We start from the raw sequence: 17442 nt of genomic DNA, 5'->3' as shown, positions 1-17442 counted from the left end.
GGCGAGGGGGAGTGTCCCCCCCCGAATACTTGGGGTGTCGTCTTCCTCCGAGAATGCGTTCCATTATAGTATAGATTCGACCGCGTTGTTTTGCCCAAAGAAATCCGAAAATGTACGAATTTCCGGCGCGGTGGCGCTGTCCGAATTCCTGTGTTATGCTCTTTCGGGCTGTTATCGGCTCAGTGGTGGGAGGTGAGGAATATGCTTCGCAATCGTTCCGAAAAGGAAGAAGAAAGGGAGAGAATGACTGTCGGTGATGTGCTCCGTGCCATGGAGGAGGGGCATCCCGAATACATTGCCACAATGCTGGATCAGGTACAGGACTGGATGGTCGCCGTCCTGTCCAGTCAGGAGATCGTTCCTAACGAGGACGACTTTACGGGACTCGGGGAACGACGTTTTCAGGGGGATCCGGAGAATCTCATGGGGCAGCTCGAATGGGTGAGTGCCTATGCGGATCTGCTTCCCGCACCGGCGCACAAGAAGCGGTCCGAGGCGGTAGTGATCGCCATCGGACCGATTGACGTGGACGAGGGGCTTCGCATCGCCGTCGATCACGCGGCTCTTTTCGCCAGGGATGCCTGCAAACGTGTCTGGGTAGTCTGCGACAACTGGATTGTCGGAGATGCGCTTCGCTATCTTCAGCACGTGACGGTGCTGTACGAGATGGGCATTCACGTCCGTTTCCTCCTGGTGACGCCCTGGGGGTGGACCGAAATTCCCTTGGGTGGTACGGTCCGGGAAAAAGGATATTTCCCCTGGCGAGGAGAAGGACGCTCTCCGCAGAATCATTCCCGAGGGACGACCGGCGAGGACGCGGGTTCCTGACGGGAGAGCGGTTTCGCCCGGAAGCGATGCTGCGGCGGAGCCTCCCGTTTTTGTGGAAGCGTCGTTGAGAAAGACCGGAGTGGAGACAAAAGAAGGGGGCCGTGAGGCCCCCTTCACTCTTTACGTTTGTTCTGAGGTGGCGGAAATCTTCGCAGCGGTTCAGAGAGCGCTGCGGGAATGCAAAAAAGAGGTTCCCCGAAGGGAACCTCAGTCACCGCAGAGTTTCTACGCGGACGAAATCACCCGCCGCTGATCATGTGAATGATCTGTACTCTGGAGCCGTCCTGGATAAGCGTCTCGGCGAAGCGATCCCTCGGGATCGGTACGTCGTCGATCCACACGGCGAGCATGGGGAACGTAAACCGCTTTTCCGCAATGACATCCTGTACCGTCAGATGCGGGCGCCAGGGGAAAGTGTCTCCGTTCACGGTGATCATCGGGGGTTCACTCTCCTCGCTTTTTCCGTGGAAAATACTGGTCTAACAGTAGTCGTCCTCGGGTGTGCTGTATTTCTCCACGATGGCAACGAGCTCGGGCAGATCCATGCCGAGTTCCTTGAGTTTCGCCAGCGTGGGAATGCCCTTCTTGTTCCAGCCGCGCCGTTTGTAAACCGTGTCCTTCAGCACCTGCCACACACCGCGGCGGTGTTCCTGGAGTTTCTTGATCTTCTCTTCCGTGGAGAGTCCCTCCGGATCGATGCCCGTCTCCTCGAGGAGCTTGGCGTCATGATACTCCTTCCGGGCGTCCCATTCGTCCGGGAAAACCGGAGCGAGAGCGCGATCGGGAATATTGTGCACGGCATTCCCTTTCTGCATGCGAACCTGGAAGAGGCGCTGGAAGTTGTAGACCCGCTCGGACATGGAGATGAGGTCTTCCTTCGTGATGCTCTGCCCTGTGACGGCGTTGAAGATGTCCACGTAGTTCTGCACGTGTTCGGGAACACGGGCCGCTTCCTGAGGCTTGTACCTGGTATGGTTATCCTCGGGCTCGATGTCGTTCCAGGGGAGCTTGCAGAGTCCTGCCAGGGAGAACCAGGTGCGAAAGTTGGGGAAGTAGTGGAGCGCCTCGGCCTTGTCCTCGAAGGAAGGGATCTGCTTGTTCACCATGTCCATGAAGATGAGCCACGCCTCGTCGTGCTGCGGTCCTTTGAGGGTGAGGAAATAGCCGCCCCACTGGGCGATGGATTCCTTGCACATGTACTGGGAGGTCTCGATGCCCTGCCCTTCCATGGCGATTTTCTCCATGATCTCTCTGGGTGCGCCGTACTTCTCGGCGAAGATGGACTTCATCTTGCGGCTTCCCTTGCCCACGGCGAGGGCGAAATCGTCCTTGCCTTCGGCCATGCGATGAATGAGTTCCATCAAGGCGTCCTTGTTGCCGAAGTGAAGATCGAGTCCGTTGGTCTTCTTCGTGTCCAGGAACCCCAGTTCGAAGCACTCGCAGACGAAGGCGAGGGAGGTCCCCAGGGAGATGGTGTCCATGGCGTAATGGTCGGCGTAGAAATTCGCCTCGACAGTCCACTCCGGATCGTAGACACCCACGTTGCTGCCAAGTCCCGCGGCAGTCTCGTACTCAGGACCGTCCACGATGACCTTTTGTCCCTTCAGGGGGCCGGTCTTGAGTTCGAAACCGTCCACGGCTTTTGCGCAGGCCAGGGAACAGCCATACCAGCATCCGTCGGGCATGTTCTGGGTGAAGAGGGCTTTGTATTTCTCGGAATGGATGCGGGCGCGGTTCCCCTCGGGGTCGACGGGATGCTGACCGAACTTGAAGTTGTGTGTGGGGAGGATGTTGTATTCGTCCATGATCTCGTTCAGGTGGGCGGTGCCGATGCTGCGCATCTTGCACTGTACGTCGTCGAAATCGTGGATTTCTTTGTGGAGCTTTACGCCTACTTTCTGTAGAACGTCCATGTCCACGGGGTTATTCTCCGTCCCCTTGACGTTGCTGTACTTTACGACCAGAGCGACAATCTTCTTGTCCCGGAGAACCGTGCCGCCGCCGCCGCGCCCGTACTGCTTCAGGCGGGGAGCCTTTCGCCGCACGTCGTAGAAACTGGCGTTGACGCAGCCGAGGAAGGTTGTCTCCGCGGCCTTGCCCATGCAGATGACGGAGATATTCCGCTTGTCCGCCTCGTCCTTGGCGAAGTAGTCGTGGAGTGTCTCACTGACGGTGTAGGCGTTGACGTCCCTGAGGGGGGATTCGAAGATCTGGATTTTTCCCTCGTCGCCGTCGATGTAGACGATGATGTCCCGGTCGGCCTTGCCCTGAATTTCGAGTGCGTCGAAGCCGGAGAACTTGAGCAGGGGGCCGAAATAGCCGCCGGAATTGCTGTCGTAGCTCTGCTCCGAAAGGGGCGAGATGAAGGCCGAATAGGACTTGCCAGACCCGGGATACTGAGTGATACCGCAGAGGGGGCCACCCGCCACAACCCATTCGTTCTCAGGATCGTTCCACTTGGTGTCCTCCGTGACGGCGTCCCAGAGGAGTTTTAGGTCGAAGCCGCGTCCGCCCGTGAATTTGGCGATCATCTCGTCGGAAACGTCCTTGATGCGCATTTCCGGCGTTCCAACGTTGAGGTAGAGTGTCTTGCGCGTATATCCCCGATCGATTCGCGTCGGGGTGTAGGACCATTCCTTGAGAAGGTTCATCTTTTCCATATTTCCGTGTCCCTCCTTCTTCAATCCCCGAGCGATCACTCGTTCACCAGTTCGAGGGCTCCGGCGGGGCATTTCTTCGCGCAGAGACCGCAGGCGATGCACTTGAACGGTTCCGTCTGGACGGATGCCTCGAAGAACATGCTCAGGGTCGGGCAGAAACCGACGCACATAAGACAGGATGTGCATTTCTTCTTGTCCACCTGAACCACGCCGTTCTTGTCGCGATAGAGCGCTTCCGTGGGGCAGACAGCCATGCACGTGCCGCACTGGTTGCAGACGTTAAGGTGCTGTTTCCCGTCCTTCTCCGTCACTTTGATCCGGGCGAGCTTTGGATCATCCTTCTTGAAATACGTGGTGGAACAGACCTTTATGCACTCTCCGCAATTGACGCATTTCTCCGCATACGTCTTCAGCCACCGCAAAAGAAACCCCCCTTTGAGACATGGCAATGCCTCTTCTACTCGTCTTCCACCTGCTTTTGCTCTCGTATGCGCACTGTGTGCAACATACTTCTCCGCAAAATCTTCCCTACATAGTACAAGATTGCATGCCGTGGTGCAAGAGACAAGGGGAATCGTCCGCGCATATGTGAACGTTGCGAGAAAAGGAGCGGTATTCTTGTGTAGTTCGGATTTTTTGTGGTGTCCATGCGGCGGCTGGTTTCGGAAGAAAGAGTCCATCACAACAGGGGAGGCTTGCGCTCTTTTCCCCGGGATAAAAGGACGGACGCACAGAAAGAAAAACCACGAGGGAAGAGGTTGTGTCGGAACAGGGAATGTCTCGCTGTCTTGGGGCGGTGCTCCCGCAGAGGATCATTGACGCTCCGCGTTCTTCGGTGTTACAATGCCTCCGGCTCGGGGCGTAGCGCAGCCTGGCTAGCGCGCCTGGTTCGGGACTAGGAGGCCGGAGGTTCAAATCCTCTCGCCCCGACCAACTTGAGATGGCGAAACGAGAGCGGCTTGCCCGCCTCGAAGAGGTTTCGAACGGGGAGGATTTTCACCGCGAAGCGGTTGGAATTCTCCCCGTTCGGTGTGTTTCGTGCGGTCCTTGTTCCGCCTTTCTTGGGCTCTTCGCCGCAACGGCGCTTTGTGTTCGGAATGTCTCGGGGGTTGTGCGTGGGAAAACGCTCCCGGGGACATGGCGCTTCGTATTCGTTCGCTCCTTCCCGTTCGCCTGCACCGTCTCGCTCGACGCCGCGAAGGCTCTTCTTTACCCCCACTTCATTCCGTTGTTTTTCGCCTCTTCCTCTTCTCTTCATAGAAGCAGAAATGTCTTGTCTCCTCGCTCCGAAGCAGTGTTTTCCAGGCGCCGGAGGAGACTCCAGGAGAAAGCGAAAGGATCACACGAGTTTTTCGAGCTGTCGTGCCGCCACCTGGACTGGATCCCAGACGGGGGAGAAGGGAGGCGAGTAGGCAAGGTCGAGATCGACCATGGCCTGTACGGTCAATCCCGCGGAGAGTGCCGTGGCCACGACGTCGATGCGTTTTGCCGCGCCGGCTCCTCCCGTGATCTGTCCTCCGAGTAGTTTTCCCGTTCCCTTCTCCGCGAGGAGTTTCACCGTTACGGGCTCCGCGTCCGGATAATAGGAGGCCTTCGTCTCCGCCGAGATGGTGGCTGTCGCGACGGGGAGCTTCAGTGAGGTCGCCTCCTCTTCGGAAAGTCCCGTGCGCCCGATCTCGCAGGAGCAGATGCGGCAGACGGCGGTGCCTACCGTGCCGGGGAAGGTGGCGTCGCCTCCGGCGATGGAGATGCCCGCCACGCGGCCCGTCTTGTTCGCGATGGTCCCCAGGGCGATGTGGGTGGGCCTGCCGCTCACGAGATGCCGCACCTCCGCGCAGTCCCCCGCGGCCCAGACACCCGGAAGGAGAGTGCGCATCCGCTCGTCGGCGCGGATGGCGTTTCGCACCCCGAGGGGGATGCCCGCTTCCGCCGCCAGTTTCGAGTTGGGGCGGACTCCTAGGGCGAGGATCACCAGGTCGGTCTGAAGGAGCCGGCGGTCCGTGACCACCGCGCCGACGCGGGTTCCCTCCGATTCAAACCCCGTCAGTGATTCTCCGAGAAAAAGACGTATTCCCGTTTTTCCCAACGCTTTCGCCACGGAATCCGCCATGTCCGGATCCAGGGTCTTCATGACCTGGGGGGCCCGTTCCACCACGGTCACCTCCATCCCGAGGTGACATCGGAGCGCCTCGGCCATTTCCAGGCCGATGTAGCCGCTTCCGACGACGACCGCCCGCCGCGGACGCGTCTCCTCGAGAAAACGCTTGAGGCGCAAGGCGTTTTCGAGGGTGTTGACGATGAAGATCCCCCGATTCTCTTTTCCGGGGACATCGGGGAGGATCGGTTCTGTTCCCGTGGCGAGGAGAAGGGCGTCGAAGGCGAGCTCGCCCGGCTCGCCGGTGGGGACGGAACGAAACCGCACCGTGCGGCGGTCGAGGTCAAGGGCTTCCACCTCCGTCAGGACTCTTGCGTCGATGTCGTGCTCTTCCTGGAATTCCCTGGGGGATCTCGCGATGAGACGCCGGTCGTCGGCGACGAGGCCTCCGATGTAGGAGGGAATGCCGCATGCGGCATAGGACGTGTGCGGTCCCCGTTCGAAGACCACAATATCCATATCCTTGCGCAGGCGCCGTACCTGCGATGCCGCGGACATCCCCGCCGCATTGCCTCCTACCACGACGAGCCGCTGCCTTGCCATGGAGACACACCTCCCTCGGGGTCCGCTTCCGCCGGTTTGTTCCGGTGAAAAGACGGTGGAACCATTCTACGTCATTTCGGAGCGAGGTGGGTATCTTGGCGGAGGAAGGGGTGTCTCCGTCATGTATAATGACAAAGGTTTCCTCACCCCCAGTGTCGTGTGGAGAAGGAGGAGTGTCCGTGTTCCGAGGACGAAGCCGTACCGTCGTCATGCTGTTCGTTCTGGCAGCCCTGGGTCTCGCGGGTGCCGCAGCCGTCTTTGCCGAAGAAGTCTCCCGGATCTCCGCCGCGGAGGAAGTCCGCCCCGCCTCCAGGATTCTCTTCGAGAATTTTCTCAGAGAACTCACTCCGGAAAAGCTCACCATGATCGTCGATGAGGAGCCGGATGCGACGGGAAGAATCCGCCGCCTCTATCTCGACATGCAGGGGCCTCGGATCGGTGGTGTGCGGGTGGAGTACATGCGGGTGGAGGCTCTGGATGTGCAGTGCAACCCCGTGGAGGAATGGACCCGGGAGACGGAGACGCCCATCGAGGTGCGGAGTGTCCTGAGGGCCTACACGGAAGCGGCCATCACGGAAAAAGACATCAACGACGATCTTATCAGAAAGCAGATCGGCGAGGACGACGCGAACTGGAAGAAACTGTCCCTCGATTTCAGCCCTGAAGGGCTCTATGCGAGGGGATATTACCACGTGAAGTTTCTCTTCTCCCTGGACATTCTCATCGAACTTCGGGGAAAGCTGGGCATCCGCGAGGGGAAGCAGATCTGGCTCGAGGAGTACAGTTTCAAGCTCAATCGGGTGGATGTACCGGATTTCCTTGCCGACAGGGCGGTGGCACAGCTTCAACCCATTCTCGACCTGGGGCGCTTTCTCTTTCCCGTGCGTCTGGATACGCTTGTCATGGACGACGAGAAGGTACACCTCGCCGGAAGGGTGTTGCCCCAGCGCTTCGAGGGCGTCGTTTACACCTACGGGGAATAGGAAAACCCGAGCCCCAGGGTGAGAGGGTGCCGCCGGGACATCGAGGCGCCGGCCCCCGGAGAAAATAGAAAGGAATTCGCCTTTTTCGCCCACGGAAGGAGACCGAAACGTGCCGGTCCGGGGGCGGATGTGCGCTGTCCTCACGGCTTCCCCGGTGTCCACGAAGATGAAACGACCGTTGTGGATGGTTGGTGACGCGGTGTGACATTTTTCGCGGAGCTTTTGGGCGAGGCGTGTTTTTCGTCGGGTTTTCGACAATGGTTCGACAGTTCTTGGACTCTTCTGCGAGGGAGGCGGTACTGTGTGAAAATGCGAAGCCGGGAAATGCACTCTTTCGGAAAAAGCACCAGAGGTGTCGGAGGCGGGGATTCCGCTGACGAACGCCGTGCACGGCCTTTTCGAGGTACTCTTTTTCTCTGCGTTCTGCTGGGAAGCGTTTTCTTTTCTCCTCTGAACTTTCTCGATGGTTCCGTTTCTTTCTTCCGAGGTGATGTGCTCCGCGTTGTCGAGACGGCGGAGGCGGCGGAGTTTCCTTGGATTGAGCACGAGGTCTGTTCCGGCGACAGCCTTGAGAGCCTGGGTGCCCGGTATGGTGTGGATGCTCGGGCGATTCTCCGCGCCAACGAGCTGACGGACGGTGTCTCCCTCGGCGAGGGGGATCTGGTGCTCGTTCCGAAAACACAGGTGGACATTCCAGCGACCTTGGCGGAGGTTCGCTCGCGGCGCAAAGCCCCGGACGGCGAAGAAACGTCTGTCAGCGCCGAGGGCCGGGGCGACCGGGACGAGGAGGGACGGCTCATTTCCGCGAGAGCAATCTCCTCTCGGTTGCCCCGGGAGGCGGCGCTTCCTTCACCGTCGGTGCTGCGCCCTCTCGCTCCGAGTTGGGGTGTGGATCGCGACGGCCTGGAACTGGAGCGGCGCCGGAGGACGACCTATGCCTGGCCCCTTGACGGCGGCGAGGTCAGTTCGCCCTTCGGCTGGCGCCGGGGGCGCAACGGAAAGAAATATTTCCACGACGGCATGGACATCCGCTCTCCCCGAGGGACGCCCATCTTCGCTGCACGGGACGGGACGGTCATTCGCACGGGGAGCCATGGCGGTTATGGAAAAACCGTCACCGTCGACCATGGAGGCGGTGTGCTCACGTCGTACAGCCACTGTCAGGAGATTCTCGTCCGCAAGGGCGATACGGTCCGTCAGGGGCAGAAGATCGCCACCGTGGGGCGGACGGGGCGTACGACGGGTTTCCATCTGCATTTCCGCGTCATTGTGAACGGAAAGGTCAAGGATCCGGCGGACTTTTTGCCGAGCCGCTGAACCGGGCGGTACGACAGTTGACTTTCGGTTTCAGGGACGCGATCAAGATCGAGGAGAAACGTATGCTTTCCCGACGGAAGAAGACCTTGGAAGAACTGTTGCGCTGGGTGGAGAAGGAGCTTCCGGGGGAGGTGGCGGTCCATCGGGTGCTTCCTCCCCGGCAGGCCGTGACGGCTCCGTTCGATTCCCTGGACCCGCGTCTCGTGGCGGCGCTCGCGGAGCGCGGCGTGACGTCGCTTTTCACCCATCAACAGAGGGCGGTGGAGCTCGCCCGTTCCGGAAGGAACGTGGCGGTGGTGACGCCTACCGCCTCGGGAAAGAGCCTGTGCTACACCATTCCGGTTGTGCAGGGCATTCTCGAGGATCCCGCCGCAAGGGCGCTCTATCTCTTTCCCACCAAGGCCCTGAGTCAGGATCAGATGGCGGAGCTCTATGCCCTGATCGAGAAGACCGGTGCGGACATCCGCACCTTCACCTACGACGGGGACACGCCCTCGGCGGCGCGGCAGAAGATCCGCACAGCGGGACACGTGGTGATCACCAATCCCGACATGCTTCACACGGGTATCCTTCCTCACCATACGAAATGGGTGAAGCTCTTCGAGAACCTCCGGTACGTGGTGCTCGACGAGCTTCATACCTATCGGGGCGTCTTCGGATCTCATCTGGCGAACATCCTGCGGCGCCTGAAGCGGATTTGCGCCTTCTACGGCTCGAAGCCGGTGTTCATCTGCTGTTCCGCCACGATCCGCAACCCCGGCGAGCTCGCTGAGGCGCTCCTTGAAGAGCCCGTGACGCTCGTTGCGGAGAACGGGGCGCCCCGGGGAGAAAAGCATGTTCTGGTCTACAACCCTCCGCTCGTGAACCGTCAGTTGGGCATCCGCCGCTCGGCGCTCCTCGAGGCGTCCCGCATCGCCGCGGAGGCCCTCGCGAGCCACATTCCCACCATTGTCTTCACCCGGAGCCGCATCAACGTGGAGCTTCTGCTCACCTACATCAGACAGGGTCTCGTCGCGTGCGGCGGATCTCCCGATATCGTGGCGGGATACCGCGGCGGCTATCTTCCCTCGGAGCGGCGGACCATCGAGAAGGGACTCCGGGACGGCACCATCCTTGGTGTGGTGAGCACCAACGCGTTGGAACTGGGCGTCGATATTGGCTCTCTGTCACTGGCGCTTCTGCACGGTTACCCCGGAGGTATCGCTGCGGCATGGCAGCAGATGGGCAGGGCCGGGCGGCGGAGCGGGCTCTCCGCGGCGATCCTTGTGGCGTCCTCCTTTCCGCTGGATCAGTTTCTGGCGAACCAGCCGGACTATCTTTTCAACGCGTCACCAGAACATGCCCGCATCAACCCGGACAATCTCTACATCCTGGTGAACCACGTGAAGTGCGCCGCCTTCGAGAAACCCTTCGCCCAAGGGGAGAACCTGGGCACCGCCGAGACGGGGGATGTGCTGAACTACCTGGAGGAACAGGGAGTGCTCCATTCTGCGGAGGGGCGCTATTTCTGGCAGGAGGCCTCCTTTCCCGCGGAGAACGTGTCGCTCCGGAGCGCCACCAGTGAAAACTACGTCATCCTTGACGTGACGCATCCGGAACGTCCGGTGGTCCTGGGAGAGGTGGATCGCCCGAGCGCACCCATGCTCATCCATCCCGAGGCGGTCTATTTCCACGCCGGTCAGCCCTATCAGGTGATGGAACTCGACCAGGAGGGAATGCGCTGCCTCGTGAAACGCGTGGATGCGGACTACTACACCGATGCGGACATGGCGGTGCGCCTGCAGCTGCTCGACGTGTTCGATTCTGCGGGGAGCTGGGGATGGGGAGAGGTGCTCCTCGCCTCCCGCCCGACGGTCTATAAGAAAATCCGCCTCGGCACCCACGAGAACGTGGGTTACGGATATGTGCACCTGGGGGAGGAGCAGATGCACACCACGGGCATGTGGCTTCTTTTCGGAGAGGACGTACTGCCCTCGGGATGGAGCGACGATCTCCGCAGCAGTGTCCTGGCGGGAACGGCTCATCTCTTGCGGAGCACGGCGCCGCTCTTTCTCATGTGCGACCGCACGGACATCTCCGTGCACAGCCACGTGCGGGATCCCCACTGGGAACGGGGAGCGATCTATCTGGTGGATAACGTTCCCGGGGGCGTTGGTCTCGCCGAGACGGCCTTCACCATGCGGGGGCATCTGATCCGCGCCGCGAAGGAGGCTCTCGCGGGATGTCCCTGCGAGAGGGGATGCCCCGGATGCATCGGCATCTTTTCCGGAGAATCGGAAAATGTGAAGGCGTCGGTGCGGGAGCTTCTGGGAATGCTGGGGCGTTCCTCCGCATGAGCGACCTCCGGAACCGCCTGGAGCGGTTTTTCGGTCCCGCTCCGGAACGGAAGAGGGAGCAGCGACAGGACCGGGCATACGGAGAGCCAGGGGAAGAGCGGGGGCAAAACGGGACGCCCGACGCCGTTTCCCCGCATCGCCGGGAGAAGGGGGCTGCGGTCGGAGAGTTCCTCGGGGTGCGGGGATTGCCCGAGGGGAAGTGGCTCCGCCGCGGTGTCTATCTGGTGGAATCCCGTCACTCTCTCGAAGAGCCCCATGGGACGGTTCTCCTGAGGGGCCTCGGGGAGAGCGGCGTCGCTCTTTCCTGCTGGGGTGGAGGAAGCGCTCCGGTCTTCTTCGACCTGGAGACCACCGGGCTCGCGGGCGGAACGGGAACGTACGCGTTTCTCGCGGGAGTGGGACGCCTCGAAGAGGACGATTTCGTGGTGCGCCAACTTTTTCTCGCGTCTCCCGCCTTCGAGTCGGAGTGGCTGGAGATGCTCGAGGAACTGCTTGCGGAGGGAACATCCCTCGTCTCCTACAATGGCCGCGCCTATGACGTGCCCCTGCTGCAGACGCGCTTTGCCCTCGCGCGGCGCACCTCGTTTCTCGAAGAGCTGCCCCATCTCGATCTCCTGCGTCTTTCCCGGGGCGTCTGGAAGGGTGATCTGGAGTCCTTCCGCCTCGTCGAGGTGGAGAAACATGTTCTCCGGTTTGTCCGGGGAGAGAAGGACGTGCCGGGGGCTCTCGTTCCGGAACTCTATGGGACCTACCTCCGCAGTGGAAATGCGGCGATGCTCGACGGGGTGTTTCTGCACAACCGCTGGGACATCCTCTCTCTTGCGGCGCTCCAGTCTCTGCTTGGTCGCATTGTCTCCGGAGGAGGAGCGGAGGCGAGGGACTGTCTGCGTGCGGGCAGACTCTGGGCCCTGGCGGGAGAGATGGGAAAGGCGTCGCACTTCTGGAGGAAGGCCGGGGAGGATCCGACGCAGCGGAGCGAGGCATTTCGCTGTCTTGCCCAGGCGGCGGCGCGCCGCAAGGAATGGCCCGCTGCGGAGGAATTCTGGAGGGCGTCGCTGTCGGGCGGCGGTCTTTCTCTGGTGCCGCTCGTCGAGCTGTCGAAGATCTGGGAACATCGGCTTCGGGACGTGGACAAGGCGCTCGTCTTCGCGGAAGAGGCGCTGCGACTTTTCCTCGGCCATCGGGCTTATCTTCCAGGGCCGCTTTGGGAGAGGCAGCGGATGGATCTACGCAAGCGCGTGGAGCGTCTTCGGCGCCGGGTGGCGCAACAAGGGCTGCAACAGGAGCGCTGAGTCTCCTCGAAGGTTTTCTGACGCAGTCTTTCCCCTCTTGGGCGTGTTTTTCCGAAAACGCAGGAGGAGCGTTCTCAGACGCTCCTCCTGCGTTTTCGGAGTACATCTTCAAGCCCACAGGACGTGCCTCCCTCCGCTCTTCCTTTTTCCGCAGGTGTTCTTGCGGGTCTCCTCAGTTCGCCCTCTTCCGCCGGAGGGCGCAGGTTGCTGCCAGGAGTGGCAGCCCGGAGAACAGGAGCAGGAGTGGCATGCTCCTGTCCGTTTTTTCGCCCGAAATGGCACATCCGCCAAGGAGGGAATCCGTGAAATCGTAGTCCTCGGTGATGCCCGCCCCGATGACCACCGCCACTTCAACGATGCCGTTTCCTTTATAGCCGTCCAGGTCGTAGGGGCCGCCGTCCTCGATGTCGCAGATCATGCGGATGTCCGAGACGCCACGGCTGCTCGCGAAGGTGCGGAAGCGCACGAAGCGCTGAAGTGTCCTATCGTAGATGCGGATCGCCCCGAGCATGTGGTCCGTGAAGAATGTGGTCCATCCCCGGCCGTCCTCGATGCCTATGGTGAAGGGGGTGTATCCCTTGATGAGGAACCACTGGTATCTTGGATCCACGTAGGCGTCGTAGTTCGTGTCGGCGAGGAGGTAGGCGTAACGAAGGTCTTCGACCATGGCCGAGTCCTCAATGAGCCTGGAGTAGGTTTCAGGCATGACGCCTATGGTGATCACCCCTGTTCCGGAGAAGAAATCCACGTAGTCCTTGAGGTTGCGGAGGTACATGTCTGCCCTGGCCACACCGGGAACGCTCCAGAGTACAAAGGCGAGCAGCCCGGCAATCCATTGTCCGTACCATTTCCCACGTTGTTCCCCCATGAAAGGTCCCTCCTCGAAATAGTTCCTCTCCGAAGCCGTATAGAGCCGTCTTGCAATGCCTCCGCATCAGCATCGGAGGGAATGTCGGAGCCGAATAGCGACGAACTCCGGCAGTTTGCGCGACGTACCGTCGTCTCGTACACTTTATCTCCGGAATTTCCGCGGTGACGAACCGGAACGTGCAGGAAAAATGCGCGGTGTCGTGTTCGGCGTAGGACGTCCGGGCCGCTGCATTGTCTTCGTATTCTACCGTTTCCGCCGGTATCGTGCACCGGGCAATGTCGCACATGACATTGCCCGAGCGTCTTCGGGGAATTTCCTTGCGAAGAATTTCGGAACATGTACAATATCCCCACGGAGAGGGAGCGTTCTTCCTCTTCTCTATTTTTGTGTCCGAAAGGGAGGTAGAAAGTTGGAAATCAAACCCGTCAAGAAGGTAAAAAAAATGAAGCTCTTCGGGTTCAACAATCTCACGAAGACCCTGAGCTTCAACTTCTATGACATCTGTTATGCAAAGACCCCTCAGCATCGAAGAGACTACATCGCCTACATCGACGAAGAGTACAACGCACAGCGTCTTACCGATATCCTCACGGAAGTGGCCAACATCATCGGCGCGAACATTCTCAATATCGCCAGCCAGGATTACGACCCCCAGGGCGCGAGCGTGACCATGCTCATCTCCGAGGAAAAGGTGGAGGCCCCAGGCGTGGAAGGTGTTCACGACGAAGAGGGAGAAGTGTCCGGACCGCTTCCCGACGCGGTGGTGGCCCACCTGGACAAAAGCCACATCACTGTGCACACTTATCCTGAGAGTCACCCCTATCAGGGAATCAGCACATTCCGGGCGGACATTGACGTTTCCACCTGCGGGCGAATCTCGCCGCTGAAGGCACTCAATTTTCTCATCGGCTCTTTCGGCCCGGACATTGCCGTTCTGGACTATCGGGTTCGTGGATTCACCAGGGCGCTCGACGGAGAAAAACTCTTCATCGATCACAAGATAAATTCCATCCAGAACTACATCGCCAGCGACACCCGCGACCTGTACCAGATGATCGACATCAACGTGTACCAGGAGAATTTTTTCCACACGAAGATGATCCTCAAGGAGTTCGACCTCGACAACTATCTCTTCGGAACGGGGAAGAAGGACCTGCTTCCCCGGGAGAAGAAGCGCATCAAACAGGCTTTGAAGAAGGAGATGTACGAGATCTTCTCCGGGCGGAACATCGCCAACGTGTGACGGCGTGGCGAGCGACGCTTGTGCATGGAAGGGGAGAACGCTCCTGTCCGCTTCCGGCGAACTTTTGCGGCAACGGTGCGACGACGAGCGCTTCATGGCTCTTGCCCTGAAGGAGGCCCATCGGGCTTTCGCCCGGGGAGATGTTCCGGTGGGTGCCGTGGTCGTTCTGGGCGGAGATGTCGTCGCGGAAGGACGAAATTGTCGCGTGGCCGAGTCCGATCCCCTCGGGCACGCGGAGCTGGTGGCGCTTCGGCGGGCCGCGTCGGCCCTCGATACGTGGCGCCTGGACGGATGTACCCTCTATGTCACTCTGGAGCCCTGTCCCATGTGCGCTGGAGCCCTCCTGCAGACACGAGTGGGGGAACTGGTGTTCGGCGCGGACGATCCCCGGGGGGGGGCCGTGGGATCCCTCTACGATTTCTCCCGGGACATGCGATTTCCTTGGAAGTGTCGGGTGCGGAAGGGCGTTTTAAAAGAGGAGTGCGCGGCCCTTCTTTCCCGGTTTTTCCGTTCCCGGCGCGGGTGCTGAAATATCGGTTCGCTCTTCTCGTGTGGATGCGATTCGCCGCATTTCGGCAGACGGGGCTTGAAGGTGACCCCGGACTTGTGTATAATGCCCTTCGTTCGACGGTGAAGGAACTGGTTTGGGAACTGCGGAATCGAAATCCGGAGAGGTGGCCGAGTGGTCGAAGGCGGGCGACTCGAAATCGTCTAGGCGGTGCTGAGCCGTCTCGTGGGTTCAAATCCCACTCTCTCCGCCATCGACTGCCTGCTTGTGCGCAGTTTCAACAAAGGAATATCCGTCGAGCCGTTTTGTGCGGAGAGGTGGCTGAGTGGTCGAAGGCGCTCGCCTGGAGAGCGAGTAGGCGCTCACAAAAGTGCCTCGCGGGTTCAAATCCCGCCCTCTCCGCCATTTTTTGTCTGGTTTCGGCCCCCGGAGGGGGCTTCAGTCCCGTGCGGCGAAGACCCGTGAACCCCGCCAGGTCCGGAAGGAAGCAACGGTAAGCGGAATTCTTCGGGTGCCACGGGGGTGCTGGAGCCTCCTCAGGGGGTCGATGTGTCGTGAAGGAGTGATGACCGTGTCGGACGAGGATCGCCTCCGTGAAGCGACCGTGTCCTGCCTTTCTCTTCGCGTTTTTCCTCCTCCGTCCGCCCGCGTCTTCGCGCTCCCCTTCTATGTGGTCCCTGTGGAGATCTTTACAAGAGGTATGTTTATTCGGCCCTCCTATGTGCGGGGCGTTGTCCTCGTGGACGGCCTTTCCACCGTCGCCACGTTGCTGGATGGTGCGCTCTCCCTGGAGGCGCGCTGTCTTCGTGCGGAGTGGCTATCCCCGCGCCTGTCTACCCGGGAGGCGGAGGTCGTCGCGCAGCGTGCGGCGGAGGATCGCGACGGATCCGGAGGCTTGTTCCGTTTTTCCAGGGTTTCCTCCGTGCATGTCAGGGAAGAGGACATCCGGCTCGTCTGGAAAGTCTGGTTCCAGGACGAGGAACGTGGGGTGATCGATGCTTTTTCGGGGGATCGGATCGGGGAAGGAGATCTGATGTCCTTGTTTTTGAATGGCCCGTTCGCTTCCGTTCGGAAAGACGGGATGCCATAAGCGCCTGAAACAACGTCGATCCACCGCCGAGGACAAGAAATGCGTCGAAGACCGAAAACTCCGGGAAGGGACAAACAGCCGGGTGAGGAGAGAAAACACCCCCGGGAAACGATTGAGCTATTTCGCAGGGGATTGCCGCTTCCCTCGTGCTCGGTGAACGTACGTGTCCGTTTTTTGGTTCCCCGCCGTGAGGCGGAGGATGGAAACCTAGGGGCTGCAGGAGTCGCTGTCGCCCTTCGGAGGCGCGAGGTCGATGAGGGCGCCGATGAGTTTCTCGAGTTCCGCCATGTCCGGCGCTCCCTGGGTCTCGACGCAGCCGATCACGTAATTCTTCAGGATCTCGATGCATGCCTGCTGCATGGCTTTCCGTGCGGCGGAGAGTTGGATGAGGATGGTGTGGCACGGCTGTTCCTCGATGATCATGCGCTGGATGCCGCGCAGCTGGCCTTCCACGCGCTTCAGGCGGTTCAGCATGGCTTTCCGTTGCGGTGGAAGGGTGTCGAGCTGGTCGATCAAGGATTTCTTGGCCATGGGGATTTGCCTCCTTGCATGAGAGTGCACATCCTTGCCTTCGCGTGATCCCTACAGACAACCAAACCATTGTACGCGCAGGGAAGCTTGCGGGTCAACAAAGAGGTATGCTATACTTCCTTCGGCTCTGATCACACATGTTCAGGGACAACTGTGATGGTGCCCGGTTGATGAAATCGGGTTTCACGGAAGGATGACCTGGGCAGAGGATCGAAAACCACCCATAGGAGGAGGAATTCGCGTGGCAATTGTCTCAATGAAACAGCTTCTTGAATGCGGCGTGCATTTCGGGCACCAGACGAGAAGATGGAACCCGAAGATGAAGCCGTACATCTTCACGGAACGAAACGGCGTCTACATCATCGACTTGCAGAAGACCGTGAAGGGGCTCGAACAGGCCTACGATTTTCTTCGGGAAGTCTCGAAGAACGGTGGAAGTGTCCTCTTCGTCGGTACGAAGCGGCAGGCCCAGGACACCATTCGCGACGAGTCCGCTCGCTGCGGCGGGTACTACATCAACCAGCGCTGGCTCGGAGGGCTTCTCACGAACTTCCAGACCATCCGCCGGCGGGTCAACCGCATGCAGGAACTCATGAAACTTGAGAGCGACGGAACCCTCGACACCTATCCGAAGAAGGAAGCTATTGTCCTTCGCAAGGAAAAGGCGAAGCTCGAGAAGTATCTCATGGGCATCAAGGACATGAAGGATCTTCCCGAGGCATTGTTTGTCGTCGATCCCCGGAGGGAGAACATCGCCGTCCTGGAGGCGCGGAAGCTCGGCATTCCCGTCATCTCCATCGTCGATACGAACTGCGATCCCGAACTCATCGACTTTCCCATCCCCGGTAACGACGACGCCATCCGGGCTATCAAGCTCATGGTGGGTGTCATCGCCAACGCCGTCATCGAGGGACGCCAGGGTGTCGACGGAGAAGCGGGAGCGCTCGACGAGGACGGGCGTCCCCTTGGGGAGAGCGACATCATCGAGGTTCGGGAGAAGCTTCACGACGCCTACGGCGAAGTCGGAGAAAAGCTGGCCGTGGAGGGTATCGAGGAACGCAAAGGTTGGAAGGAGGCCTAGGCAA

General features: G+C 60.1%; 15 protein-coding genes, 3 tRNA genes and 1 other RNA gene. 13 read left to right on the top strand and 6 right to left on the bottom strand.

The window, feature by feature from the left end; translation table 11 throughout:
• Positions 1 to 243: 243 nt before the first annotated feature.
• Positions 244 to 828 (top strand): hypothetical protein, encoded by a 585-nt coding sequence (locus tag K349_RS0115645; RefSeq protein WP_157367418.1) that lies wholly within the window; start codon positions 244 to 246, stop codon positions 826 to 828.
• Positions 829 to 1067: 239 nt separating this feature from the next.
• Here K349_RS0115645 and thiS read toward each other — a convergent pair whose 3' ends face one another.
• Genes thiS through K349_RS0115625 form a run of 3 tightly spaced genes read right to left on the bottom strand, consistent with a single transcriptional unit; the run spans position 1068 to position 3910 of the window.
• Complete coding sequence (gene thiS, locus K349_RS0115635; protein WP_029166674.1) at positions 1068 to 1265, bottom strand: sulfur carrier protein ThiS; 198 nt, start codon at positions 1263 to 1265, stop codon at positions 1068 to 1070.
• A 42-nt stretch (positions 1266 to 1307) separates the two neighbouring features.
• Positions 1308 to 3488, bottom strand: a complete 2181-nt coding sequence (locus K349_RS0115630) for an aldehyde ferredoxin oxidoreductase family protein (protein WP_029166673.1) — start codon at positions 3486 to 3488, stop codon at positions 1308 to 1310.
• 35 nt (positions 3489 to 3523) lie between these two features.
• Entirely contained in the window at positions 3524 to 3910 is a 387-nt protein-coding gene (locus tag K349_RS0115625; RefSeq protein WP_029166672.1) for a 4Fe-4S binding protein, read from the bottom strand.
• Positions 3911 to 4343: 433 nt separating this feature from the next.
• On the opposite strand from K349_RS0115625, the gene K349_RS0115620 reads away from it, so the two are divergent.
• Positions 4344 to 4421, top strand: a tRNA-Pro gene (locus K349_RS0115620).
• 406 nt (positions 4422 to 4827) lie between these two features.
• Here K349_RS0115620 and K349_RS0115610 read toward each other — a convergent pair.
• Complete coding sequence (locus K349_RS0115610; protein WP_029166671.1) at positions 4828 to 6186, bottom strand: FAD-dependent oxidoreductase; 1359 nt, start codon at positions 6184 to 6186, stop codon at positions 4828 to 4830.
• 179 nt (positions 6187 to 6365) lie between these two features.
• Between K349_RS0115610 and K349_RS0115605 the strand changes: the two genes are divergently transcribed.
• The 4 genes from K349_RS0115605 to K349_RS18935 all read left to right on the top strand — a co-directional run bounded on the left by K349_RS0115605 (position 6366) and on the right by K349_RS18935 (position 12114).
• Positions 6366 to 7169, top strand: a complete 804-nt coding sequence (locus tag K349_RS0115605) for an LmeA family phospholipid-binding protein (protein ID WP_029166670.1) — start codon at positions 6366 to 6368, stop codon at positions 7167 to 7169.
• A gap of 309 nt (positions 7170 to 7478) precedes the next feature.
• Positions 7479 to 8486, top strand: a complete 1008-nt coding sequence (locus tag K349_RS18315; protein WP_245588096.1) for a LysM peptidoglycan-binding domain-containing M23 family metallopeptidase — start codon at positions 7479 to 7481, stop codon at positions 8484 to 8486.
• Positions 8487 to 8548: 62 nt separating this feature from the next.
• Positions 8549 to 10822, top strand: coding sequence for a DEAD/DEAH box helicase (locus tag K349_RS0115590; protein ID WP_029166668.1), 2274 nt, complete (start codon positions 8549 to 8551; stop codon positions 10820 to 10822).
• On the top strand, positions 10819 to 12114 hold the full coding sequence (locus tag K349_RS18935) for a ribonuclease H-like domain-containing protein (RefSeq protein ID WP_169731369.1): 1296 nt from the start codon (positions 10819 to 10821) through the stop codon (positions 12112 to 12114). The genes K349_RS0115590 and K349_RS18935 overlap by 4 nt, the downstream gene beginning before the upstream one ends.
• 172 nt (positions 12115 to 12286) lie before the next feature.
• Here K349_RS18935 and K349_RS0115580 read toward each other — a convergent pair whose 3' ends face one another.
• Entirely contained in the window at positions 12287 to 12982 is a 696-nt protein-coding gene (locus K349_RS0115580) for a hypothetical protein (protein ID WP_029166666.1), read from the bottom strand.
• Between the two features lie 412 nt (positions 12983 to 13394).
• Between K349_RS0115580 and speD the strand changes: the two genes are divergently transcribed.
• From speD to K349_RS0115555, 6 genes are all read left to right on the top strand, one after another.
• Positions 13395 to 14228 carry an adenosylmethionine decarboxylase gene (gene speD, locus K349_RS0115575; protein WP_034266429.1) on the top strand — a complete coding sequence of 278 codons (834 nt, stop codon included), beginning with the start codon at positions 13395 to 13397 and terminating at the stop codon, positions 14226 to 14228.
• A gap of 4 nt (positions 14229 to 14232) precedes the next feature.
• The gene (gene tadA / locus K349_RS0115570; protein WP_274703396.1) at positions 14233 to 14757 is read left to right on the top strand and encodes a tRNA adenosine(34) deaminase TadA; all 525 of its coding nucleotides are present in this window, start codon (positions 14233 to 14235) and stop codon (positions 14755 to 14757) included.
• Between the two features lie 139 nt (positions 14758 to 14896).
• A tRNA-Ser gene (locus K349_RS0115565) sits at positions 14897 to 14989 on the top strand.
• Positions 14990 to 15047: 58 nt separating this feature from the next.
• Positions 15048 to 15141: transfer RNA gene (locus K349_RS0115560), tRNA-Ser, on the top strand.
• Positions 15142 to 15171: 30 nt separating this feature from the next.
• Positions 15172 to 15271: signal recognition particle sRNA small type (gene ffs / locus K349_RS18930), an RNA gene on the top strand.
• 165 nt (positions 15272 to 15436) lie between these two features.
• Positions 15437 to 15826 (top strand): hypothetical protein, encoded by a 390-nt coding sequence (locus tag K349_RS0115555; RefSeq protein ID WP_157367417.1) that lies wholly within the window; start codon positions 15437 to 15439, stop codon positions 15824 to 15826.
• A 207-nt stretch (positions 15827 to 16033) separates the two neighbouring features.
• Here K349_RS0115555 and K349_RS0115550 read toward each other — a convergent pair whose 3' ends face one another.
• Positions 16034 to 16357: a metal-sensitive transcriptional regulator gene (locus K349_RS0115550; RefSeq protein WP_029166662.1), complete on the bottom strand. Its 324-nt coding sequence runs from the start codon at positions 16355 to 16357 to the stop codon at positions 16034 to 16036.
• Positions 16358 to 16598: 241 nt separating this feature from the next.
• Between K349_RS0115550 and rpsB the strand changes: the two genes are divergently transcribed.
• Positions 16599 to 17438, top strand: a complete 840-nt coding sequence (gene rpsB, locus K349_RS0115545) for a 30S ribosomal protein S2 (RefSeq protein ID WP_029166661.1) — start codon at positions 16599 to 16601, stop codon at positions 17436 to 17438.
• The last annotated feature ends 4 nt before the right edge of the window (positions 17439 to 17442 follow it).

This window comes from Aminiphilus circumscriptus DSM 16581 (assembly GCF_000526375.1).
GTDB classification, from domain to species: domain Bacteria; phylum Synergistota; class Synergistia; order Synergistales; family Aminiphilaceae; genus Aminiphilus; species Aminiphilus circumscriptus.
This window is presented reverse-complemented; position numbering and strand designations above follow the sequence as displayed.